A 21,508-nucleotide genomic window follows, 5' to 3' on the forward strand; every position below is an offset into this window, starting at 1 on the left:
TCCGGGTCCTCGTTGCTGTTTCGAAGTGGTGCTGTCTGCTGCTGAGCGGGCGGAGTTGGCGCATTGGGCGGGCGGTGCGGTGCCGGCACGTGTGGCGGAGCGGGCCCGGATCGTTCTGGCCTGTGCGGATGGAGTGTCCCATACGGCTGTGGCAGCGGACGTCGGGGTGTCCGCGGAGATGGTGCTCAAGTGACGCTCGCGGTTCGTGGCCCGGCGGATGGCGGGCCTGGTGGACGAGCCGCGGCCGGGGCCGGAGCAACAGCAGCACGAAGAAGGAGATCGCCGCCGAACTCGGTGTGTCGCAGGGGACAGTGAACCGCTGGCGGTCGAGGTTCATCCGCTTGCGGCTGGACGGGCTGAGCGATGAGCCGCGTCCGGGCAGGCCGCCCTCGATCCTGCTGAACCAGGTCGAGGACGGGCTCACGGCGACGTTGGAGTCCACCCCTGGCCAGGACACCCACTGGTCGCGGGCCTTGATGGCCAAGCACTCCCGCGTTTCGAAATCCGCCGTCAGGCGGATCTGGAAGAAGTTCGACCTCAAGCACCATCTCCAGGACGCGTTCAAGCTCTCCACCGAACCCTCAGTTCATCGCGAAAGGTCGTCGATGTCGTCAGCCTGTACCACCATCCGCCCGAGAGCGCGGCGCATCCGGCAAGGCTTACGGCACATCCAGTACCGCAGCGGCCTCATAGACGGCTGCGTCGCCGAGACCGACCTGACCATCAGACCCACCTGAGCAACCCAGCGACATCACGCGTTCAACCTCAGTAACCCACCGGCCACACGGAAATCGGGGTCAGCGTCGAGTGGCGAAGTTCTGTACCCACCAAGGGCCGTTGGCTTTCAGGCTGACACCGGCGCCGAAATCCGTGTAGGCGCAGTTGAGCATGTTGATGCGGTGTCCGGGACTGTTCATCCAATCCCGCATAGCGGCCTCGGGAGTCGTGGGTCCCTTGTGGATGTTCTCACCCCACGCTCCTACCGGATAGCCCGCCCTCCGCATCCGGGCGTCAGCGTGCTCCCCCTCAGGGCTGACGTGCTCGTAGTAGCTGCGCGCCGCCATGTCCCGGGCGTGCGCCCGCGCGGCGGCCCGCACGCGGGGGGACACACGCAGAGGGCCGCACCCAGCCTTCCTCCGCTCGGCGTTCGCGAGGACCAAGATCCGTCTCTCGAACCTCGCGGACTTACTCAGCTCCGGGGCCTTCGGAGGCGCCTCGGGGCGCACGGCTGCGGAACTCTGCTTCGAGGCATCGGACGGGCGCGCCAGCGCGGGGGTACCGGCCAAAGTGAAAGCGGTGGCCGCCACGACTCCGCCCACCAGGATGCGGATCTTCAGTCCGCGAGAGATCCGTCCGTGGCGGCCACGCCGCTCACAGCTCCTCACCGGGGAAGGATCTGGGCCTGCTCGGCGTCGTCGTCCAGGTGCATATCGGCTCCAGTCCATGCTGCTCATCGGTCGGTCCGACGTAGTGGGACATCGACGGTACGCATCGGGATCACAACTCTCCACTCGCTTCCGGGAACCGGCGCGTGCACGGCCAGGTCTCCGGGAGACCGGGAGGACTGGCTGCCGGCGGGCGGCATCCGGACGACGGCCCTGCCGCGCACCGCGGACGGCGAGGTCACGTCGCCGGTGCCGTCCAATCCCGGTTGTCCCCGCAGTGGCAGGCGTAAAGTTGCACCTCGGTGCCGTTCGCGGTGTTCGCGCCGGCCGCATCGAGACATTTGCCGAGCGCCCGCCAGATCCACCCGACCAACTGCACCTTCGCACCGTCCGCGTTCAGCGCCCGGCCACGTCCACGCACGTGCCGCAGGCGCCTCGGATCGGCCCGGCGCTGGTGCCTGGTTCAAGGAGCCGGACGTGGCGGAACGAGACGTCATCGCCTGTGCCGTGGTTCTGCAGACTGATGTACCCGGCGAGCGCACGTGCCGGATCGGTGTTGGTGAAATCGTTGATGAGTACGCCGTTGAGGCAGACACGCACATGCTCACCTTCTACCCGCGCCTCGAAGTGGTTCAACTCCCCCGCCGGATGAGGGGCTCGCCGGGAATCAAGTCGTGGCTTCCAGCTGCGGGGATCGTTGTTCTGGTGTGGGGAGACCGGAGGGGATCGAAGCCGCGCTGGCTGCGAAGTTCCAGGTGTTGTTACCGCACCTGGACGAGCGTCAGCGTCGGCTGGCCATAGGGGCGGAAGCGCGGTCGTGGGGGGCATGGCGGGATCCGGCTCGTTGTCGCTGAAGGTCCGCCGTGGTGTGCCGACATTCGGCACCGACGGCGGGGTGCTGATCATGGACGAGACCGGCTTCGTGAAGAAAGGCCGCGCCTCGGCGGAGGTGCAACGGCAGTACACCGGCACTGCGAGACGCATCGAGCACAGCCAGGCCGGGGTCTTCCTCGCCTACGCCACCAGCCGGGGACGGGCGCTGATCGACCGCCGGCTCTACCTGCCCGAGAAACTCCTGGTGCACCGACCCGGAGCGCCGCCGGGCGGCCGGGATACCCGACGAGATCGAGTTCGCGACCAAGCCCCGCCTGGCCTGGGAGATGATCGCCGCCGCGCTGGACGCCGGGGTGGAGGCACCCCGGGGTGACCGGCGACGAAGCCTACGGGCAGGACCCACGGTTGCGTGCCCGACTGGAGGAGGCAGGCATCGGCTACGTCCTGGCCGTCGCCTGCTCGACGCGGGTGCGGATCAACTCAGGCCGCACCCCTGTCCGTGCGGACACCGTCGCGGGCCGCCTGCCCGCCACCGCCTGGCAGCGGCAGAGGGCGGGCAGCGGCGCGAAGGGCCCGCGCTACTACGACTGGGCATGGATCCACATCGGCGCCGACGAGCACCGCCATCTGCTGGTCCGCCGCAACCGCACCACCGGTGAACTGGCCTTCTATCTGTGCTGGTCACCCACCACGGTCACCCTTGCGGAGCTGGTACCCGTCGTCGGCGTCCGCTGGAGCGTCGAGGAGTGCTTCCAGCCGCCGAAGGCCATGTCGGACTCGACCACTGCCAGGTCAGGCACTGGACCTCATGGCACCGGCACATCACCCTCGCCCTGACCTTCCTGGCCGCCGTCGCCGCCGACGCTGCCCCCAACCGGCCCGACGATCCTCGCCATCCCGCCCACAGCCTCGACCCGATGCTCTGGACCGTCCCGGAGATACGTCACCTATCCGCCGCCGCCTTCAGCCCTCCGACACAGTCACCAGCCCCACTGCCGCACTGGTCCAACTGGCGCAGATGCCACCAGGCGACAACCCGACGCAGCCACTACCGACGACGGGGCATCGATGAAGCCGCTGGATCCCCCACAGAACCACACCGGAGTACTAACCGGTTGCGGCGAAGACAATGGCCGATCCTTCTCGAAGTCCATGCCCACGACCACGCCAGATGGCGAGGTCGAGAGCACAGTTAATCGCATCCTCTTTCTCTAGCGCACGCCTGCAGGACCTTATCAATCCCGAGTGTTGGTTTCCGGTGATGGTATATTCGACGGCCTTCTCATCTGCCCCCCACGCCGCGCCAGTCGTACGAATCAATTGATCGGACTTGTATGAAAGGGGAATCGTCGAGCCATGAGGGCGACGAAGTCAGGGCCACCCGGCGGCAGCGGACGGACATCCCACTCATCAGGAGCTTCCGCGTCATCGACACCGAGGGCCGCGGCGAGAAAAGCAGCGAAGGCAACAGCGAAGAAGTCGGGGAACAGCAGCACCATGAAGGTCCACCGGTATCTCGCCGCCCTCTGCGTCGCGGGCACGCTTCTCCCCCTGACCGGTTGCGGGGGCACTTCTGGAGCACCCGACCTCCCTCAGGGCGACGAATCCTTCACCGCAGACCCGGGAGAGTTCACCGTCGACATCGACAACAAGTACTGGCCGATGAAGCCGGGCAGGCGCTGGATTTACCGGGAGGTGGACGAAGAAGGCAACGTGCTCAAGGTCGTCGTGACCGTCGCCAACCAGAAGAAGAAGATCGCCAACGGGATTACTGCCCGCGTCCTACGCGACACCGTAACCAAGAACGGTGAACTGATCGAGGACACCATCGACTGGTACGCCCAGGACTCCCAGGGAAACATTTGGTACCTGGGTGAGAAGACGGCGGAATTCAGCAAAGGAAAGGTCTCCTCCACTGCCGGATCATGGGAGGCCGGTATCGACGGCGCCCTGCCAGGGGTCGTCGTCGCTGGTAGTCCGTCTGACGGCCAGCGATACCGCCAGGAATTCTTCAAGGGTGAAGCCGAAGACAACGGCGAGGTGCTGAGCACCGGCGAGCAGGTTGAGGTTCCTGCCGGGCATTACCGAAATGCGCTGCTCACCAAGGACACCAACACCCTCGAACCGCGTGTGCTCGAACTCAAACTTTACGCACCCGGCGTGGGGCCCGTCCTCACCCTCGACATCTCTGGCGGTTCAGGAAGTGAGGAACTCGTCACCGTCGACAATGTGGACCCTGCCACAGCCGAGGAGGCTGGCACGACACCCCTCGGCACCCCGTACGGCAACCAGGGACGAGCGTCGCGGTACGGACCAGAGCACCGGGCTCAGCGATTTTAAACCCCGAGATCAGTGGCTGACAGTCTTCCAACTACCGCCCTACGCACCCGACCTCAACCAGGTCGAGGGCCTGTCCTGAGGGTCGGGGCTGGGATCACCGGCAGTGGGGCGCATGAAGGCAGACAGTGTGATGGCGTCTGGTCGGAGGGTCTACGGTTTGGGCCGGGAACTGCTGAGGAATGCGGCGGCGTGGTCCGGCACGTAGGTCTGAAGGTGCTTCGGTGGGCGCTCGTAACCGCTCGGCGGCGGGCGAGGCGGCAGCCGGAGATCCGGCTGCCGGACTTCTCGGTAGGACACCGTGGACAGCAGGTGAGCGATCATGTTGACGCGGGCGGCCCGCTTGTCGTCGCTCTCCACGACGTACCAGGGCGCCTCGGGGATATCGGTGTGCGCGAACATCTCGTCCTTGGCCCGGGAGTACGCCTCCCAGCGGGTGATGGACTCCAGATCCATCGCCGAGAGCTTCCAGCGCCGCGCCGGATCGCTCAGCCGCTGCCGGAACCGCCGCTCCTGCTCGGCGTCGCTCACCGAGAACCAGTACTTGCGCAGCAGGATCCCGTCCTCGATGAGCATCCGCTCGAAGACGGGGCACTGACGCAGGAACCTCTCGTGCTCCTTCTGCGTGCAGAAGCCCATGACGCGCTCGATGCCGGCGCGGTTGTACCAACTGCGGTCGAACAGCACGATCTCACCCGCAGCCGGGAGCCGCTCGACATAACGCTGGAAGTACCACTGTGTTCGCTCGCGTTCCGTCGGCACGGGCAGAGCGACGATGCGCACGACACGAGGGTTGAGAAGCTCGGTGACTCGCTTGATCGTGCCTCCCTTACCGGCCGCGTCGCGGCCCTCGAAGATCACCACGAGCCTCTCCCCTTCGGCCCGCACCCACTCCTGGAGCACTACCAGCTCGGTTTGCAGACGGAACAGCTCCTTCTCGTACAGCGACCTGGGCAGACGGCTGCGTCTGCCCTCGCCCTGCGATGGCCCACCGTTCGTCCGCTTCGTGCCAGGCACCGTCCTCGCCCTCCCTCACGCACCGGCTGACAGGACCAGGATGGACTTGCAGGTGAACGCGTGCCCCCTGGGCTGAGCTAGTCGTGGGGACGACCGCGACGGGACAGCGGCATGATGTGGGAGGGTGGCCGGCCTCCCGCCGCGGGCTGCCCGCCGAACACCTGCGTCCGCGAGGCCCGCATCCTGGCCCACCTGCCCGCCCTGCCGCTCTGTCTCACAGAAGACGATGAGCCAGCCGACCCCGAAGCGGCAGCCGCGCGGCTCTGTGCCGCGAACGGGACACTGAGCCACGACCCGGCGGGACCAGGCCCCGGCCGCCGGCACCCGGCCAGTCCGGGTGACCCGCGTCTCCCTCGAGGCCGCGACCGCCCCCAACCCGGCGCCCGCGCTCAGTCAGTGCTGCTCGGGTACTGCGGCGACGGGGCACGGAGCACGGGGGAGGTCGAAGGTGATCGGGGCGACGTTGGCGAGTCCCCGGGCCCAGACTGCCAGGAGTGCTCGGCAGTACCAGAAGCACTTTCGATCGTGCTACGGACGCTCTCGCCACGACTCCGGCATCACGGCTCAAGGTATGCGCCAGAACGAGTCCGGAAGTCGGCGGTGCTGACTTGTCAATACCCCTCACCCGAACGAGTGGCTTCCGGTTCCCTTCCGCGGCCGTATGTGCGACGTTCGCGATGGCACACCCGGGCATTTCGATCCCCGGCTTGGTCGGGTAGCGCCTGCAGGGAGGTGCGGCATGGCTTCGACGGGCACGTTGCCGCTTTTCGACCCGCCTGCCGACCCCGGCGTGCTGGGGATGTGGGCGGGCAGCCGGGCGACCGAGGCGCAAGCGCGGGATGGGGTGCGGTTTGCGTTTTACGGGCGGGTGTCGACGGAGGATTTCCAGGATCCGGAGACTTCCCGGGGCTGGCAGTTGCTGCGTGCGCAGGCGCTGGTCGCCGGGCACGGGCGGGTCACCGCCGAGTTCTTCGACATCGGGCACAGCCGGGTGCTGCCCTGGCCCCGCCGCCCGGAAGCCGGCCGGCTGATCGACGCACTGGCCGATCCCGGCCGCGCCTTCGACGCGGTGGTGATCGGCTCCAGCGAGCGGGCCTTCTACGGCAGCCAGTTCGCCGCCATGGCCCCGCTCTTCGAACACCACGGCGTCCGGTTGTGGCTGCCCGAACTGGGCGGCCCGGTCGACCCGGGCTGGCCGGGCACGAGGAGCTGATGATCCTGCTGGGGATCCTGTCCAAGCGGGAGATCGCCCGCGCCCGCCTCCGCGCCCGCACCGCGATGACCGTCCAGGCCCGCGAACAGGGACGCTACCTCGGCGGCCGGCCGCCCTACGGCTACCGTCTCGCCGATGCCGGCCCCCACCCGAACCGGGCCTGGGCCCGCCGTGGCGCCCGCTCCCAGCGCCTGGAGGCCGATCCCACCACCGCGCCGGTGGTCTCCTGGATGTTCGCGCAGCGCCGCGTGGGCAAGACCGTGGCGCGTATCGCCCGGGCACTGAACGATGCGGCGGTGCCGTGTCCGTCGGCGGCCGACCCGGAACGCAATCCGCACCGCAGCGGCGGCCGGTGGACGCTGACCTCGGTGGGAGCGATCCTGGCCAACCCCCGCTACACCGGCCGGCAGGTGTGGAACCGCCAGCGCACCGACCACGAACTCGTCGACCCGGCCAACACCGCCCTCGGCCACCGCGACATCGCCCGCTGGAACCCGCCGCAGGACTGGATCATCTCCCGCCAGCAGGCGCATCCGGCTCTGGTGAGCGAGGCCGACTTCGTCGCCGTCCAGGGCATGCGGGCCAGGACCACCGCGCCCGGGGCGTGCCTACCTGCTCGCCGGGCTGCTCCACTGCGGGGTGTGCGGGCGGCGGATGGACTCCTGCTGGTCCCACGATCGCCCGGCCTACCGCTGCCGCCACGGCCGCACCAGCGCCACCGGCCCTGGCACGAGCCGACCGCGCAACACCTACGTCCGTGAGGACCGCGTCCTGGCCCGTCTGCCTGCCCTGCTGCTCTGCCTCGCCGAAGGCGACGAGCCGACTGCTCCCGAAGCGGCGGCCGCACACCTGCGGGCCGAGAACGTGACCCTGACCTACGACCCGGCGGACCAAACCCTGACCGCCCGGCACCGCGACGAGAGAAAGGATCCGTATCGGCTGACCAGCGCCCCCTCCACCGCCAGGGACGGACGCAGCAAAATGCACCCGTTCCTCACTCCAGGTGAGAGCCGGGTGCCGATGACGCCTGCCCGTAAACCCGTGGTCGTGGGGCGATTATGTGTCCGAGGGGGGACTTGACCACTACGCCCACGTCCTCTCCCGGAGTACATCGTTGCCGTTGAAGTGATCGATGCCCCTCACCTGCGGACCCAGCCTGCTTCGGTCTGACCTGCCGGAACGGCGACTCGTCTACTGCTGATTGTCTGGTTCAGGCGGTCGGATCTGGAGCAGGTTGGAGATGCCGCCCTGGTTCACACAGTCCTGCGGGAGGTCGTGCACGTGCCAGTGAGCCTCTTCAGGGTTGCAGCTCCAGGGTGAGAACGGCTTTGGCGATTGACGTCATGCGGGTGGGGCTGCATCGGGATCTGCGGAAGACCCGCCATGACTTCAGGCGGGCAACACCGCGTTCGACGGGTGCCCGTGCCGCGGCCAGGGCCCGGTTACGGGTTCTCTCGGTGGGGGTGAGTTCCTGCAGGGGGCCTGCGTTTGATGCCCGTGGTGAGCCAGGGGCCGCCGCCCTGGTATCCGAGGTCGGCACGAGGGGAACGCCTTGGCGCTCGCAGATCCGGATGATCCGGTGGGTGCGGGCGGCGGTCAGGTCGTGGGTGCGGCCCGGCAGTGTGGGTGAGAGCCACAGCAGTCGGCTTCCCGGAGCGGTGACCACCTGGACGTTCACGCCGTGGCGCCGGTGCTTGTGGGAGTAGTCGGTGCGGCCGTCGCCGACCCGGTCGCACTCGGCAAGGGTCCCGTCCAGGAGGACGAAGTCAGCATCGTGGTCGCGTAGCGTCTTCAGCAGGCCCGGTGCACGTGCGGCGAGAAGGTCGACGACCGTGCTGGTGTAGGCGTGTGCGGTGGACTCGCTGATGCGGAAACCCGCAGCGATCTTCGCCAGAGTGGTGTGCTCGCGCAGGTAGACCAGTGCCACCATCGCGCGATGAGACGGGCGGAGCTTGCAGCGCCGGTCTCATCGCGCGAGTGACAAGCAGCATGGTGACCCACTCGACGAGCGCATGCGGCAGGTCGAGTGCGGCAGGATGGATGACCAACGAGGCCCCCCGGGCAAGGTGATTGAGACGTCAGACATCTCGATCAACAGCCCGGGGGCCTCGCTCGTTGCGGCTCGCGAACCGTCACCTGATCGGTGGCCACCTCGAAGAAGCTCAGTGAGCCGACAGGCTGCCGGCATGTCACACAGCGACAGATTCTGCTTGCCGACCTGGTGATCACGCTGGACGAGCCGGCGGTACTTCGATCCGGCGCCGTCGCGATGGGCGGCGGCCGTATCGCCGCGGTCGGCCCGGCGTCAGAGGTCCTGGCCCGCTTCGGGCACCTGGATCGGCTCGACGGCGGTGCCGCGGCCCTGCTGCTCTGATCGTAGATCTCCGTACGGAGCATGGGCCGATGTGCTTGGGCGGTGTCCTCGGATGTGCGGGTAGTGATCTTGGCGCGTCGTTCGAGATCGTCGGCTCGATCCGGTCCCCACCCGATTCATGCCCCGCGGGCCCGCCGTCGGCACGGCTGAGCACCCGGTCAGATAGTCCCGTGGTACGTGGGGCAGAAGCCTGCGCAAGGAAAAGCAACCATTAACGCAGCGCTGATTAATCCGGACCAGGAGGCATTTTATCCAATCACCATTCGCTGTCTCCGAGGTATCCACCGGCTAGGGCGAGGGTAGTCGGCTGCCGAACGGAGCCGCCGTTTCATCGAATTCGGTGATGGTGGCAGAAGCTACGAGAAAGGACAGGCCGTGACACACCGCAACACACGCACCGGGCGCTTCAGCCGGATTTCTCTCCGCGCAGGCGCCGCCGCCGGAGCGCTCGTCGTCGGATGTGCGGGCACCGCTGTGTCGGCCACAGCGCCGGAGGGCAGTACCCGGCCGGCGCAGAGCACAGTGTCGTCAGACCGATCTGAGCAGGAGAGTGCATCGCCGCGGCGGACTGCCGAGAAGCGGGTCGAGAAATTCTACCGAGCCTACGTCGCTGCGCGGAAGCACGGGAACGACAGGAAGGTCGAGCACCTGAAGAAGACCGGGCTCACGCGTCACTGTGCCAAGCAGACCGAGGCATGGGGCAAGAAGCACGCAGGCGGCGGAGTGCTGGCCTCGAAGCATATTCCGCGGGTCGACTTCGTCCAGTGGAATGGCAACTGGCCCGGCGGTAGCGGCAGCAAGTACAACAAGCCCAAGTACAACGGCAAGTGGGCAAAGAAGCATCCCTGGGTGGTTGTTGCCCTGCGGCACAACGGTAAGCAGACCCTGCTGCCCGTCTCGTACGACCTGAAGGCGAAGAAGATCGGCATCATCGCCTCTTCTGCACGCAGGTAGCGGCGGACCAGAAATGAAGGCGTCGCCATAGGCGGTGCCTTGCGTCGCTGCGGGGGAACGTCGGGGCGGTGATCCGAACGGACCGCCGCCCCGGCCTCCCCGACGCGCCGGTCGTCTCCACGGCGACGAGAGAGCCTGCCTTCCGAGACGAGCTGGTCCCGCTCGCCGCCGGGGATGGGCGACGCGAACGGTGACCCGGCACCCTCGCCCGTACCACGAAGATCTCGGACTCGGGCGCTTGCGGGTGGCCACGGCAATTCACACCTCGACATTGCGCCGGCCGTGCGGAAGGTGATGAACTCGCCTCGCCAGACGCCGATGTGCCGAGTAACGTGTTCACCCGACCAAGATTCGGACCCCGAGTGCCACCAGAACTACCCCTGTGAGGCGTTCCACCCAGAGACGACTCTGCGCAGTGGTGATGAGCCTAGCCGCGGCATGAAGAGCTAGTGAGAAGACACTCCACCACAGTACCGCGATCGCCAGAAAGGTAACGGACAGCACGAACGTTGTCTGCGTTCTGGGTTCCGCCTTTCCGATGAACTGAGGTATCAGAGTGAGGAAGAGGAGCGCGATTTTCGGGTTGAGCAAGTTCGATATCAGTCCCTGGCGAAATGCCGTTGCCCTGGAGATCGAACACCCGCGCCTTCGCATGTCACCTTGCTCCGCGGCGCTGCGATGTCGAGTCAGCGCGCTCTGAAGTGCCCGCCCTCCGAGATAAATCAGATAGACCGCGCCGGCGTATCGCACTGCGTCGAAGGCTCGCGGAGAACTGGCCAGGAGGGCTGCCATTCCGAGGCTTGAGGTAAGCGCATAGGCTGCGATGCCTGTGCAGCAGCCCAGCCCAGTCATCCACGCGACGCCGGTATTGGCGGACAGGCCGTTGCGCAGGATCAAGGCCATATCAGGACCTGGGGTCACTGTGAGCAGGAGAACGACACCCAGAAACGGCACAAATTGCTCAGGAGGATGCATTTTCGGCGCCCCTATCTTGACGAGATCTCACGCATGACCGACTCATCGGTTGCAGACACGCAGAAGTCACTGAAGAAATCTTCGAAGTGGCTGATCGAATCAGCGTGGAACAGAATGGGCTGGAAGCGGCTGTAATCGTAGTCGATGGTGATCATTTCACCGACATTCATCGACCGAATTTCAGCGCCCCGAAACTCGGCAAGCTCACCGCAAGAAGAAAGCAGACTCGCCCCGAATGCCTTCATCTCTCCCGATTCCTTGATCACTCCGTATTCCATCGTGAACCAGAAGAATCTGGATACGGCCTGGCGTGCCCCGTCGGTTTCCAGATGCCGGATGGTCCGGCCTAAAAGCCTGTATAGATCGGCAATTCTGCTGGAGGCCAGCGCCGTACCATGACCGATTACCTCATGCACCATGTCCGGCTCCGGCGAGAATAGCGGCTTGGAGGAATGCCGAATGAACTGAGTTGCCAGAAAAGTTCCCTCTGCCAGCGGTCCGTAGAACTCTGCCACGGGCACGATTCCAGCAGCCGGGGCGAACCGAAAGCCGGTGAGAGCTGAGAGCCGCTCCGAGACCGTGCGCAACTGGGGGACATGGTCGTACGGGAGGTCGAGCAGCTCGCCAGCCTCATTCATCGCGGCGCATGCATAGGTGCGATGCCGCGTATGCAGTTCCTTTCGTATTGTTCGCCAGCATTCGTGGTCGTCGGGCGCGTAGCTCACTTCTGGCGCCGGATCGCCCGGCATATGGCTGAGTGCGGCTTTCAGGATTTCGTTGCGCCGCCCAAGATAGTGTGGATCTCCAGACCCCGGAAGCTCGGGATCAAGATGAACCACTGGTGCGCCCTCATCATTTGTCCTGACTGATGTGTCTTTCTGACCGTCCTCGAACATGCGGTGTGCTCCTTTGGGTCGGCGGCATCGCCATCTCAGGTTCAGCGGAAGGCTGCTTTGCTGTGGACCAAATGAAATGAGCCTGTTCAAAGCGCCATAGCGCGGCTATTGTTTGGGCGCCAAGGCTTCAGTGCCTGGATACGCTTTCACAAAAGGAGCAGCCCGTGTCCGTCTCTCCACTTCGGCGCATTCAGGACTGACGGGCCGACGGGGCATATGACGTCGTCTGCAGGGCTTCCGCACAGTCGCACAAGGTGATGTTTCGCTGTCGGTCGTTGGATTATTTCAGACAGAGGAAGCGTGGGCCACGTCCGGCGGGACGATATCGGTGACCGATTTTTGCGGCGGCAGGCGAGCTTTCAGCTAGTCTTGCATCGAATCGGAATACCGATCGCCCCGTAGTGGTGCCCATTCTTTTCCTGAGCGGACCCGTTTGATCTTTGGGGCACACCGCCCTGTGGTGGCTCCTTCTGTCCGGGCGTTGCCCTGGGCACCCGTCGAACGCGGTGTTGCCCGCCTGAAGTCATGGCGGACCTTCCGCAGATCCCGATGCAGCCCCACCCGCATGACGTCAATCGCCAAAGCCGTTCTCACCCTGGAGCTGCAACCCTGAAGAGGCTCACTCGGTTGCGGTTGCAGGGGTCACGAGGTGCGCTCCCAGTGTTCGCTCTCATGCTGCCAGACCTGCTTCGCGACCGTGTAGGAGTCCCACTCGGCTTCGGCACGAAGGATCGCCCCGTCCGCCGCGAAGGTGAAGACCTCGGTGCCGGGGAAAGTCACGTTGGTGCCGAGGTACGACGTCGCGCTCATGCGCCAGTTCACGCTGGCCCGCCCGCGCGAAATCGAATCCACGGTGTAGTCGGGCTCGATGCGCAGGAACGTTTCGAATGTGGACTCGATGAATACCTTCAGCTTGCTGCGTCCGACGAAGGGGCGGGTCCCGGCGATGTCCAGCAACATCCCGTTCACCGGATCGAACAGGGCCGTCCACGCGGCGGCATTCCGATCCCTTATGGCTCGGAAGTAGGCGTCGACTCGCTCACCGACGAGGGATTCGGGACAGTCCCCCGGGAGCGCCTCCGGAGGGTACGGGTACAGTCCGGTCGCACGTTCGGCGGCAAGCAGCATCTCCCCGGACCATGCCCCGTACCGGAGCACGGCGACGAGGGCAAGGTCGTGACGGGCCTGGTTCAGAGCGGGCAGAAGCGGACGGACCGCGTGCGTCGCCAGCCGCTCCACCTCTTTCCCCAGCGTGCCCCGGGTCTGCGTGCCCAGCACATCAAGCACCAGTTGGTAGTGGTGAAGCAGGAACGTCTGGCATCGTTTGGCCAGACTGGCCGTCGCGCGCAGGTAGCGGTACGCGGCCGGGTCAGCTCGCGGCTGGTCCAGCAAGGCGGCAAGAGAGGACTGGCGGCAGGCCAGGGCTTCCTGGAGCGTGCCGAGCAGCGCGCGGGGACGGCGCAGCATCTCGTGCGCCGCGCGGGAATCGGCGGCCGTGCCGTCTCTGAGCCGGACCCGGAGCGGGTGGAAGTCAGACGGCACCATGAGTTCCAGCATGTCGTTGTTCGAGGTCACCAACTCGACCGCACGGGCGGCCTGGTCTACATGGACCGCCGCCTTCGACCAACTCCCGGCGTCGGCCTCGGCGGCGGCCCGGTCGGTCTGGTGCAACGCGATGCGCAGCCAGCACTCGGTGAACTGATGCACCGTGCGGAAGATCGGATCCTCCAGCTCCCGCCAGGGGCGCTGACACATCTCATGGACAGCTTCCACCTTGGCCCGGACATCCGGCGTCAGATACGGCCACCGCACAGTGCGCAGCGCCAACGTGATCGCTCCCGTGGCTTCCGCGGGCAACCTCCGGAGGATCGCGACGCCTTTCGCACTCAGAGGTGTCCGACGCTGCTGAGGCTCTGTGCAGCCGAGGTCGGAGGCTATGAGCGCGCAGGAATCGACCACACACTGAGTGATCCGACGCAGCCGCTCCTCCGGGCAGGATTCCGCACGGGAATCATCAAGGGTGTCAGCAGCCAGCCGCAGGCACAGTTCCACCGCCTGCAGCCCGGCGATGACGACGATCTGCTGCTTGCGCTCGTCACGCGCGGGCCAGGTCGCCCGAAGCCGGGGCAACATGACGTAGACATCGTAGGGAGATATGTCGACGGTCCTCATAGGCACGGTACAGCCCCCCAGTCCGCGACGCCGGCGGCTCCCCCGCGCTTCACGGGGCTGTGTTTCTATACCACACTTTTCAGCCACTCCGGAACCGCCGCTGCATCGGGCAGGAGCCGTGATCAGCGGGCCAGGGGGGTGAAGCGCAGCAGGGTAACCGAGTGTGCCGCGAAGGTGAACTCAAGACCGGTGTCGTCCGTGCGGCTCCGAGACCGGTCGATGGCCACCGGGCCGGCATCGTGGTAAGAGTGGCCGGTCACGACGGACACCTCCGCGTGGTCGGCGGGGCGGAAGCCGTCCAACTTGATGTGCGTCGCTATGCCGGCCTCGGGTGAGCGGTTGACGACGACGAGGCGAAGTGAGCCGTCGTTCCCGATCGCTGCCGTGGCGAGGAGGGCGTCGTAGGACGATCCCAGGGGGGTGTCGCGCGTGTGTACCTCCGGGTTGCCCGCCATCTGCACTGCGGTGACGTGGCCCTCACTCTGAAAGAAGTGCTTGAGCTGTTCGCGGACGATGGAGTCCACGGACCGGATGTAGTCCGGGGGCCCTCCGAGGAGTGAGCGCGAGCGGCCCGGCTCGTCGCCGATCATGTCGTTGCCCGCGGTCCAGGGGACGCCGAGTTCGGTGAATCGCACCCACTGGGACGCCATGTACAGGGCGTGTGACACGGCGTACGCGTACTCGCGGAATGCCTTGGCGGATCTGCGGTTGCCGCCGAAGAAGAGTGCGCCGGACTCGGAGACCGCGATCAGCGCGTCGTTGCGGCCGTGTCTGCGTGCCTCGTCCTGCAGATCGGCGACCGCTCGGCCCGCGGCGGCGTCGCCGAGCATCTGGTAGTCGTGTCCCGCTCGGCGGTCCGGAAATCGGTCGGCGCCCAGGTCACGGCTGAAGTTCGTGTATGGATGGATAGCGATGCCGTCGTAGGCGTCGCCGGGGCCCTCGTCCGCCAGGAGCGCCGGGAAGCTGGTCTGCGTGTCCAGCTTCCCCTGTTCGACCGGTGCCCAGACGGCGTATATCCGAATGTGGGGGTCGACGGCCTTCATCTTGGCGTAGTAATCGACGAATCCGGCGTGCGGTCCCGAGTCGTAGTCGGCGGTGATCTTCGCGTTCCTCCGGGGCACCCTGCCGTGCTTGCCGTCGCCGAAGCGGATGGTGCCGCTGTCGGCGTCGAAGGCGTAGACGGGATCATACGGGCCGGCGGAGTCGAGGTCGTCGACCTCGCTCCAGGTGGCGCGGCCGACGCGGACGGTCTGGGTGCCGGGAACCACGGGCGGGTAGTGCACGGCGAAGACCTGATCCGGCGCGCCGGTGCTGTGGCTCGCCCGGTGCCGGTGGTCGGTGGGCGTGCCCACCTCCTGGTTGACCTGCCGCTCCGTACCGCCGAAGGCGTACTGCCGCAGAGCGGTTGCTGTGTCGCGGCTCATCCAGTAGCGCTGGTTCTCCCCGAACAGTTCGTTGCCGATCTCCCAGTCCCGTACCCCGTAGGGTTCGGGATGGCCGTTCGCGGCGCGCAGATCGCCCCACGTATTGCCCTGCGGGGCGTTCATGTACGCGACCCAAGCGGCAATCTCGTCGGGAGTCGAGCCGACGAAGGGGGCCATGATCTGCGGTGTGGCACCGAGGGCTTTCATGACCTGCATGTACTCATCGGGGCCGTAACGGCTGTCCACCTCCTCGCCGTCCTGGCCCTCGACCTGGGGGCGGCGCTGGTCCTGCGGGCCGATCGCCGCCCTCCAGTCGAAGAGATTGGAGGAAGTGCCGCCCGGATAGCGGATCATGCGGACACCGCTGGCCCGGATGTGTTCCACTGCCCGCGGCACCGGGGATTCCGTGTCGGGATCCCACACCCCGAATCCGTCGTTGTACCACTTGGCACCGTTCACGCCGGTCGTGTACGGACTGACGGCCGGCCCGGTACGGGATGCGTCGACGGTGATGACGGTGCTCGCCGATCCGCTGGGACTGGGGTCGGGGTCGCCGTCCGCGCTGCAGGCGCCCGCACCGCCACCGAGGGCGAAGGCTACGGTGCCCCCGAGGAATTGGCGCCGGCCGACGCGGCTCATTCGATATCTCCCATGACGGTCGCGCGAGTCAGGACGGACGGCGTGCGGCGGCTCGGCATTCGTCCGCGCCTTCGCACGCCTTCAGATCGGCCAGCCAGGCGTGCAGCTTCCTGCGGTCGGCCGACGGCAGGTCGTCCCACTGATTGGTCAGTTGGTCGGGGTCGGAATCGAGGTCGTAGTACTCACGCTCGCCGTGGGCGTACTCGACGTACAAGGCGTCGGCGGTGCGCATCGCGTGATAGCTCGGCGCGTTGCCGGTGTTCATCGGCGCAGCATCGGGGTCCCCTTCCTGGGGGGAAGTATGCCGGTGCTCGACGAGGACGGCCTGACGCCAGTCTTTTTCTGCGTGGCCGTGCATCAGGCCGGTGAGGCTCTCACCGTCGACGGTGGCCGGCGGGCGCAGCCCTGCGAGGTCCAGGAAGGTGGGTTTGATATCGATGGTGGCGGCGATGCCGGAGACTTTCTCGTCCGCAGGGACACGGGGGCCCATTACCACGAGGGGCACATTGATATCGGTGTCGTAAGCGGTCTGCTTGCCTGGGCGCAGTCGGTGCTCGCCCATGTGGAACCCGTTGTCGGAACCGAAGACGACGTAGGTGTTCTCGGCAACTCCGTGCGCCTTCAGGGTGCGGCGTAGCTGCCCGATCAGGTCGTCGATCGACTGCACCGAACAGACACGCTTGGCGAACTTGCTGTCGAAGTCCTGCTTCTCCCGGACTGTCAGGGGCGCAAGCCGCCGCTGCCACTTCGGGCCGTTGACTGTGGCGTGGTCGAAGGCGTCGGTGCGGGGTGCCGCCAGGCCGGGAAACCCTGCCTGGTCCCTGGGGGCCGGAGTGGAGGGGCCGTGGGGTGCGAAGGTGGCCAGTTCCAGCATGAAAGGCTGGTTCGCCTGCGCGGACTTGCCGATGAAGGATGTCGCCTTCCTCGACAGCACATCCGTCAGATAGTCCTTGGGTTCATGTCCGTACTCAACGACCTCGCCGTTCTCATTCAGGGTGTAGTCGAAGTTGGAATAAGCGTTCCCGGCCACGGCCCACTCGTCCCAGCCCGGGGGGATGTTCCGCTTCGGGTTGCCGTCCGCACCCGGGTAGTAGCCGTTCATATACTTCCCCATGAACCCGGTCCGGTACCCCGCCTTCTGCAACGCCGGCGCGAAGGACTTGGCCTCGTTGCCGTTTCGGACGAAGGCGCCAAGACCACCGTCCTTACCGGTGTTGGTGAAAACACCCGAATTATGGGGGTATTGACCGGTGAAGATTGACGTGCGCGAGGGGCAGCACTGCGAGTTGGTGGCGAAGAAGTCGGTGAAGGTCACCCCGTCCTTCTGCAGTTCCTGGACCTCCGGCATATGCCGCACCAGATTCCAGTCGAGATCGTCGGTGAGTACGTAAACGATGTTCGGCCTGCGGCCTTCGGAGATCGGGCTGCGGGACGGAGAGCGGGAGTGGGATGGGGATGGGGAGTGCGACGGAAGCGGGACCGATTCACTGCGGGGCGTGCCGCTCACCGATTTGGGGGACGGCGACGAGCCAGCCGGCGGCTGGACGACGAGACCGTCGCTCTCGCAGGACGTCAGCAGGAGCGCAATCAGCAGCCACGGCCGAAAACTACGGACCATCTCTCGAAACCACCTAGGTTCTGTGCGGGTCAGTTACCGGTGCCGCGGCGGAAGGCGGAGATCGTCGGGACATCGCCCGAAACGGGCACCTCGCCCTGTGTCCAGGCCACCTCCAGGGACTTGGTCTCGTTGGGAGGGGTGAGGTGGAGGGAATCGGGGACTGCGGTATGTGCTCCGCTGATGTCCGGATTCCCGAAGGACAGCCCTGCCCAAGCGCTCTGACCAGAATCCAGAATGACGGAAGTGGACCTGGTCAATCCGTCACGCTCCGGGTCATGACCCATCTGGTTTCCAGCGCTGTCCACGAAGGCCACGCCCGGGTAGCCGTAGACAACGCAGGGCTGAAGGGATTCGTTGGTGACGACGAGGGGGTAGTTCTCCTTCCCCGCACCCGGCCGGTTCGCGCCGACCGACGCGCTCAGACCGGACGAATCGCAGCGGGTCCCGGTCCCGCCGTCCTCCACCGGCCGGCCCGCGTCGCCTTCGCCGTCCTCCGCCGGGGACGACGGTGGGGGACGGCCGGATTCGGTGCCCGACTCACCGTCGGTCTCGGTCTCGGCCGGGCCGTCGGGAGCCGGCTCCGCCTGGCCCGTCAGGTTCGCCGGGCCGCCGGCGTCGTCCGCCCCGCTTGCGCAGGCACTGAGGAGCAGGCCCAACACGGCAAGGCCGGAGGCCAGTGCCGCCCGGCTGACGCTTGCACGTTTCCCGCGCGCTGGTATGGCGTCCACGGAATCTCTCGGCGCTTCACCTCGTCGGCAGATCACCATGCATGTACTCCTTCAGCTCATGCTCGTGGGACATGGGTGCTGAGGCATATGTGTTCCGTTATCGATGTCTGATGCACCGCACGGCACGCTGGTTCGCACGGAACGCAGCCAGGGTCGAGCCCGAGTGGGAAAAGCGAAGGCAACGAGTAGTGGATGAGGGTACGTCCCGGCGCGCTGGAGCGGATTATTTCATCCTGGTGTCGGAATATTAGGCTGTAGGGACATCGCTCACGAAGTGTGTCTTATGATCCGCGGACGGAAGGAAAGCCCGGCACGGCGCCGCTTCAACTCCCCGACAGGTTCCTCTTCCTCAGCGCGGACCGAATTGAGAGGGGCATTATTGTATGACATTGTTCGAGCACCCCTTTGTCGCGGCCGGCTCCGACCGGTCTCCAGCGGGCGACACCGGGCGGCTGATCCAGATGATCACGGGCTACATGCTCACCCAGGTGGTACGAACGGCCGCCGAACTGCGCATCGCCGACCACCTCCACCCCCACGGAGCCACCGCCGCCCAAGTCGCAGAAGCAGGATCCCTCCACCCCGACGCCACCTTCCGGTTCCTACGAACCTGCGCCTCACTCGGCCTCGCCACCTCCCACGGCAACACCTTCACCAGCACACCGCTCCTCGCCACCCTGCGCACCGACACCCCCAACTCCCTGCGCGACCTCGCACTCTGGGGCGGCACCGAATCACACTGGCTCCCCTGGGGCAGACTCACCGACGCCATCCGCACCGGCACCAACCAAACACACGCCACCCTCGGCGCACCCATCTCCGACTGGCTCCAAAGCAGACCGAAAGACGCCGAGATCTTCACCGACGCCATGACCGCCATGACCGGTGATCTCGCGCACAAACTGGTCGACGTAGTCGATCTTGAGGACGTCGGGGTCGCCGTAGACATTGGCGGTGCCGCCGGAAATCTCGTGCAGACGCTCATGCAGCGCCATCCGGGGCTGGCCGGCGTCGTGCTCGACCTCCCGCGCGTGGCCGCCGACGCGCGCGCGTCGGCGGTGCGCTTCGGTGTCGCGGACCGGTTCAGCTTCGTGGGCGGCGACTTCTTCGAAGGCGTACCGCCGGGCGACGTACACCTGCTGAAGTTCATCCTGCACGACTGGGACGACGACGCCTGCGTACGCATCCTGCGCAACTGCCGCAAAGCCCTCAGGCCAGGCGGGCATGTACTGGTGATGGAACTCCTCGTCGACGACACGCAGGAGCCGGGCTTGGCCTCGCTGATGGATCTGAACATGATGGCGCTGACGGCCGGACGGGAGCGCAGCACCGAGGAGTTCGCAAGCGTCTTCCAGCGCGCCGGCCTGGAACTCGTCGAGGTGACACCCTCTGCGTCCATGGTCTCCGTGCTGAAGGCCGTGCCCGGTTGAGCACTTCGGCAGGCAGCGGGCCCTCGATGCCGAGGGCTCGATTCGGACCGCTCAGTTCTGCCACTTCCGGTTGGTGTCGTTGACGTCCGCCTCCGCGGTCGTCAGGTCGACGTGCAGTGCGATGCCGGGCCGGCCGCCCACCTTTACCAGGAAGTTGCCCCGCCCGGGCGGCTCGGTCTCGGCGCTGGCCGCGGTGTCCCACCCTGGCGGAGTGGACCACGCGGTGAGCATCCCCCGCTCGGTCCCCGACAGGTCGACGATCTGTGTCAGGCGCGGCATCTCTTCCTTCGGGAGCCCTCCGCAGATCACCATTCCGGCCCGCTCGACGTAGCCCAGCGCCTTCATCCTGTCCTCCTCGCCGGGCAGGGAGAGCAGGTCCTTCATGGTGTGGGTGATCATGGCCATCCCAACGCCCCGCTGCCGGTTCAGCCGGGTGAGGGCATCCACGCGGTCGACCAGGCCGGTGCCGGCGCGCAACACCCGCCACAGCTCGTCGAGGACAAGAAAGTAGTGACGCTGCGGCTCCAGCCCGGCGTCGGCGAGTGCTTGAGCAGCGGCGACTGCCCCGAAGCCGTAGGACCAGCACGACAGCAGCGCCGCGGCCTGCAGCAACATCTCCGAGTCGTCGATGGACGACACGTCGAAGCACACCGGCCGGTCCCTTTGCATGGGTTCGGAGGTGGGGTGGGCGAAGGTCTCGCCCAAGCGTCCCTCGCCCAGCAGTGCGGTCAACGACGACTCCAGCGCTTCGGTGATGTCCCGGTAGCGGTCGAGGTCGCCGCGGTCGAGGGCAACCGCCCGGACTCCTTCGGGGGCGTCCTTGATGATCTGCACCAGATCACCAAGCACGGGGATGCCGGCGTGCCGCTCATCGAGGATCTTCAGCGCCGCGTTGAGGATGGTCTCCTCCCGATCACTGGGAGGCTCCCGGCGCAGGATGGTGATGAGGGCTGAGACCATGTGCAGTCGCCGGCCGTGTGCGTCGGCCAGGAGTGCGCGGCGGGCTTCGCCGGTCAGCCGCTCGGCGGCGGTCCTGCTCTCGCCGGGGTCCAGCACGTTGAGGTAGCCGCGGCCACGGCCGAGGGTGATGACCTGACCGTCCACGGCGCGGATCAGCTCGACGTAGTCGGGCTTGAGGTCCCCGAAGACCATCGGATGTACGCCATAGCCGGCGAGGCCGAGCGCCATGCGGCGTACCACCGTGGACTTCCCGAGTCCGGGCTGCCCCAGGACGAACAGGCTCGGGTTGCTGATCAGATGAGCGCGCTGGAACCAACTGATCGGATCGCAGCAGACAGTCGCACCGGAGTGGAGATCCCTGCCCAGCGGAACTCCGATCATCGGGGTGCCGGAGCCAGCTCCGTACGGCCACAGGCCGCACACCTGGACCGTGGTGCCGCGCCACTCCGGCGGGGCGTCCAGGTAGTGCCATGCGCCGCCGCCGCGGCCCGGCCAGCCGCGCGGGCCCGGGCGTCGCGGCCGTCGGCCGCTGGAGGTCGTCGCCATGGGTTC

Annotated in this window: 22 protein-coding genes and 3 pseudogenes; 12 read left to right on the forward strand and 13 right to left on the reverse strand. The window is 66.7% G+C overall.

Going from position 1 to position 21,508, the window contains the following annotated elements; all coding sequences use genetic code 11:
* Positions 1–28 precede the first annotated feature (28 nt).
* The 3 genes and pseudogenes from O7599_RS05475 to O7599_RS36865 all read left to right on the forward strand — a co-directional run.
* A complete protein-coding gene (locus tag O7599_RS05475) occupies positions 29–193 on the forward strand; it encodes a helix-turn-helix domain-containing protein (protein ID WP_348652623.1) in 165 nt (54 codons plus the stop codon).
* Positions 129–464, forward strand: a pseudogene (locus O7599_RS36860) (helix-turn-helix domain-containing protein); the annotation flags it as partial. The gene O7599_RS05475 and the pseudogene O7599_RS36860, both read left to right, overlap by 65 nt.
* A gap of 177 nt (positions 465–641) precedes the next feature.
* Positions 642–737: pseudogene (locus tag O7599_RS36865) on the forward strand (IS630 family transposase); the annotation flags it as partial.
* A gap of 60 nt (positions 738–797) precedes the next feature.
* Here O7599_RS36865 and O7599_RS05485 read toward each other — a convergent pair.
* The 3 genes from O7599_RS05485 to O7599_RS05490 form a co-directional block, all read right to left on the reverse strand.
* On the reverse strand, positions 798–1,454 hold the full coding sequence (locus tag O7599_RS05485) for a CAP domain-containing protein (RefSeq protein ID WP_348652585.1): 657 nt from the start codon (positions 1,452–1,454) through the stop codon (positions 798–800).
* Positions 1,455–1,623: 169 nt separating this feature from the next.
* The gene (locus O7599_RS36870) at positions 1,624–1,806 is read right to left on the reverse strand and encodes an RICIN domain-containing protein (protein WP_348652586.1); all 183 of its coding nucleotides are present in this window, start codon (positions 1,804–1,806) and stop codon (positions 1,624–1,626) included.
* Positions 1,782–2,021 carry a family 16 glycoside hydrolase gene (locus O7599_RS05490; protein WP_281620953.1) on the reverse strand — a complete coding sequence of 80 codons (240 nt, stop codon included), beginning with the start codon at positions 2,019–2,021 and terminating at the stop codon, positions 1,782–1,784. Before O7599_RS05490 ends, O7599_RS36870 begins: the two co-directional genes overlap by 25 nt.
* A gap of 208 nt (positions 2,022–2,229) precedes the next feature.
* On the opposite strand from O7599_RS05490, the gene O7599_RS05495 reads away from it, so the two are divergent.
* Together O7599_RS05495 and O7599_RS05500 are read left to right on the forward strand one after the other, a co-directional pair.
* Positions 2,230–2,592, forward strand: a complete 363-nt coding sequence (locus O7599_RS05495) for a transposase (RefSeq protein WP_281623677.1) — start codon at positions 2,230–2,232, stop codon at positions 2,590–2,592.
* On the forward strand, positions 2,589–3,056 hold the full coding sequence (locus tag O7599_RS05500) for a hypothetical protein (protein ID WP_281620954.1): 468 nt from the start codon (positions 2,589–2,591) through the stop codon (positions 3,054–3,056). The genes O7599_RS05495 and O7599_RS05500 overlap by 4 nt, the downstream gene beginning before the upstream one ends.
* Before the next feature lie 479 nt (positions 3,057–3,535).
* Here the strand turns inward: O7599_RS05500 and O7599_RS05505 are convergent, their stop codons facing one another.
* Positions 3,536–3,718 (reverse strand): hypothetical protein, encoded by a 183-nt coding sequence (locus O7599_RS05505; RefSeq protein WP_281620955.1) that lies wholly within the window; start codon positions 3,716–3,718, stop codon positions 3,536–3,538.
* On the opposite strand from O7599_RS05505, the gene O7599_RS05510 reads away from it, so the two are divergent.
* Positions 3,717–4,559: a hypothetical protein gene (locus O7599_RS05510; RefSeq protein WP_281620956.1), complete on the forward strand. Its 843-nt coding sequence runs from the start codon at positions 3,717–3,719 to the stop codon at positions 4,557–4,559. The genes O7599_RS05505 and O7599_RS05510 overlap by 2 nt on opposite strands.
* A gap of 150 nt (positions 4,560–4,709) precedes the next feature.
* Here O7599_RS05510 and ppk2 read toward each other — a convergent pair whose 3' ends face one another.
* The gene (gene ppk2 / locus O7599_RS05515; protein ID WP_281620957.1) at positions 4,710–5,573 is read right to left on the reverse strand and encodes a polyphosphate kinase 2; all 864 of its coding nucleotides are present in this window, start codon (positions 5,571–5,573) and stop codon (positions 4,710–4,712) included.
* A 739-nt stretch (positions 5,574–6,312) separates the two neighbouring features.
* On the opposite strand from ppk2, the gene O7599_RS05520 reads away from it, so the two are divergent.
* Both O7599_RS05520 and O7599_RS05525 read left to right on the forward strand, forming a co-directional pair.
* Positions 6,313–6,786 carry a hypothetical protein gene (locus O7599_RS05520; protein WP_281620958.1) on the forward strand — a complete coding sequence of 158 codons (474 nt, stop codon included), beginning with the start codon at positions 6,313–6,315 and terminating at the stop codon, positions 6,784–6,786.
* Positions 6,786–7,547 carry a recombinase family protein gene (locus O7599_RS05525; protein WP_281620959.1) on the forward strand — a complete coding sequence of 254 codons (762 nt, stop codon included), beginning with the start codon at positions 6,786–6,788 and terminating at the stop codon, positions 7,545–7,547. The genes O7599_RS05520 and O7599_RS05525 overlap by 1 nt, the downstream gene beginning before the upstream one ends.
* Before the next feature lie 536 nt (positions 7,548–8,083).
* Here O7599_RS05525 and O7599_RS05530 read toward each other — a convergent pair.
* Complete coding sequence (locus tag O7599_RS05530) at positions 8,084–8,716, reverse strand: transposase (RefSeq protein ID WP_281620960.1); 633 nt, start codon at positions 8,714–8,716, stop codon at positions 8,084–8,086.
* A 213-nt stretch (positions 8,717–8,929) separates the two neighbouring features.
* Between O7599_RS05530 and O7599_RS05535 the strand changes: the two genes are divergently transcribed.
* Both O7599_RS05535 and O7599_RS05540 read left to right on the forward strand, forming a co-directional pair.
* Positions 8,930–9,160: a hypothetical protein gene (locus O7599_RS05535; RefSeq protein ID WP_281620961.1), complete on the forward strand. Its 231-nt coding sequence runs from the start codon at positions 8,930–8,932 to the stop codon at positions 9,158–9,160.
* 375 nt (positions 9,161–9,535) lie between these two features.
* Positions 9,536–10,114, forward strand: coding sequence for a hypothetical protein (locus tag O7599_RS05540; protein WP_281620962.1), 579 nt, complete (start codon positions 9,536–9,538; stop codon positions 10,112–10,114).
* 336 nt (positions 10,115–10,450) lie between these two features.
* Here O7599_RS05540 and O7599_RS05545 read toward each other — a convergent pair whose 3' ends face one another.
* Entirely contained in the window at positions 10,451–11,089 is a 639-nt protein-coding gene (locus tag O7599_RS05545) for a LysE family translocator (RefSeq protein WP_281620963.1), read from the reverse strand.
* 11 nt (positions 11,090–11,100) lie between these two features.
* Complete coding sequence (locus O7599_RS05550) at positions 11,101–11,985, reverse strand: phenylalanine 4-monooxygenase (RefSeq protein ID WP_281620964.1); 885 nt, start codon at positions 11,983–11,985, stop codon at positions 11,101–11,103.
* Positions 11,986–12,475: 490 nt separating this feature from the next.
* Between O7599_RS05550 and O7599_RS05555 the strand changes: the two are divergent.
* Positions 12,476–12,598: pseudogene (locus O7599_RS05555) on the forward strand (IS5/IS1182 family transposase); the annotation flags it as partial.
* A gap of 29 nt (positions 12,599–12,627) precedes the next feature.
* Here the strand turns inward: O7599_RS05555 and O7599_RS05560 are convergent.
* From O7599_RS05560 to O7599_RS05575, 4 genes are all read right to left on the reverse strand, one after another.
* The gene (locus tag O7599_RS05560; RefSeq protein ID WP_281620965.1) at positions 12,628–14,157 is read right to left on the reverse strand and encodes a nuclear transport factor 2 family protein; all 1,530 of its coding nucleotides are present in this window, start codon (positions 14,155–14,157) and stop codon (positions 12,628–12,630) included.
* Between the two features lie 122 nt (positions 14,158–14,279).
* Positions 14,280–16,040 carry a hypothetical protein gene (locus O7599_RS05565; protein ID WP_281620966.1) on the reverse strand — a complete coding sequence of 587 codons (1,761 nt, stop codon included), beginning with the start codon at positions 16,038–16,040 and terminating at the stop codon, positions 14,280–14,282.
* Positions 16,041–16,248: 208 nt separating this feature from the next.
* Positions 16,249–17,838: a sulfatase gene (locus tag O7599_RS05570; RefSeq protein WP_281620967.1), complete on the reverse strand. Its 1,590-nt coding sequence runs from the start codon at positions 17,836–17,838 to the stop codon at positions 16,249–16,251.
* A 29-nt stretch (positions 17,839–17,867) separates the two neighbouring features.
* Positions 17,868–18,605, reverse strand: a complete 738-nt coding sequence (locus O7599_RS05575) for a DUF4232 domain-containing protein (protein WP_281620968.1) — start codon at positions 18,603–18,605, stop codon at positions 17,868–17,870.
* A 344-nt stretch (positions 18,606–18,949) separates the two neighbouring features.
* On the opposite strand from O7599_RS05575, the gene O7599_RS05580 reads away from it, so the two are divergent.
* The gene (locus tag O7599_RS05580) at positions 18,950–19,996 is read left to right on the forward strand and encodes a methyltransferase (protein ID WP_281620969.1); all 1,047 of its coding nucleotides are present in this window, start codon (positions 18,950–18,952) and stop codon (positions 19,994–19,996) included.
* A 51-nt stretch (positions 19,997–20,047) separates the two neighbouring features.
* Here the strand turns inward: O7599_RS05580 and O7599_RS05585 are convergent, their stop codons facing one another.
* On the reverse strand, positions 20,048–21,502 hold the full coding sequence (locus O7599_RS05585; protein WP_281620970.1) for an ATP/GTP-binding protein: 1,455 nt from the start codon (positions 21,500–21,502) through the stop codon (positions 20,048–20,050).
* Between the last annotated feature and the right edge of the window lie 6 nt (positions 21,503–21,508).

The sequence above is a fragment of the Streptomyces sp. WMMC500 genome (assembly GCF_027497195.1).
Classification (GTDB): domain Bacteria; phylum Actinomycetota; class Actinomycetes; order Streptomycetales; family Streptomycetaceae; genus Streptomyces.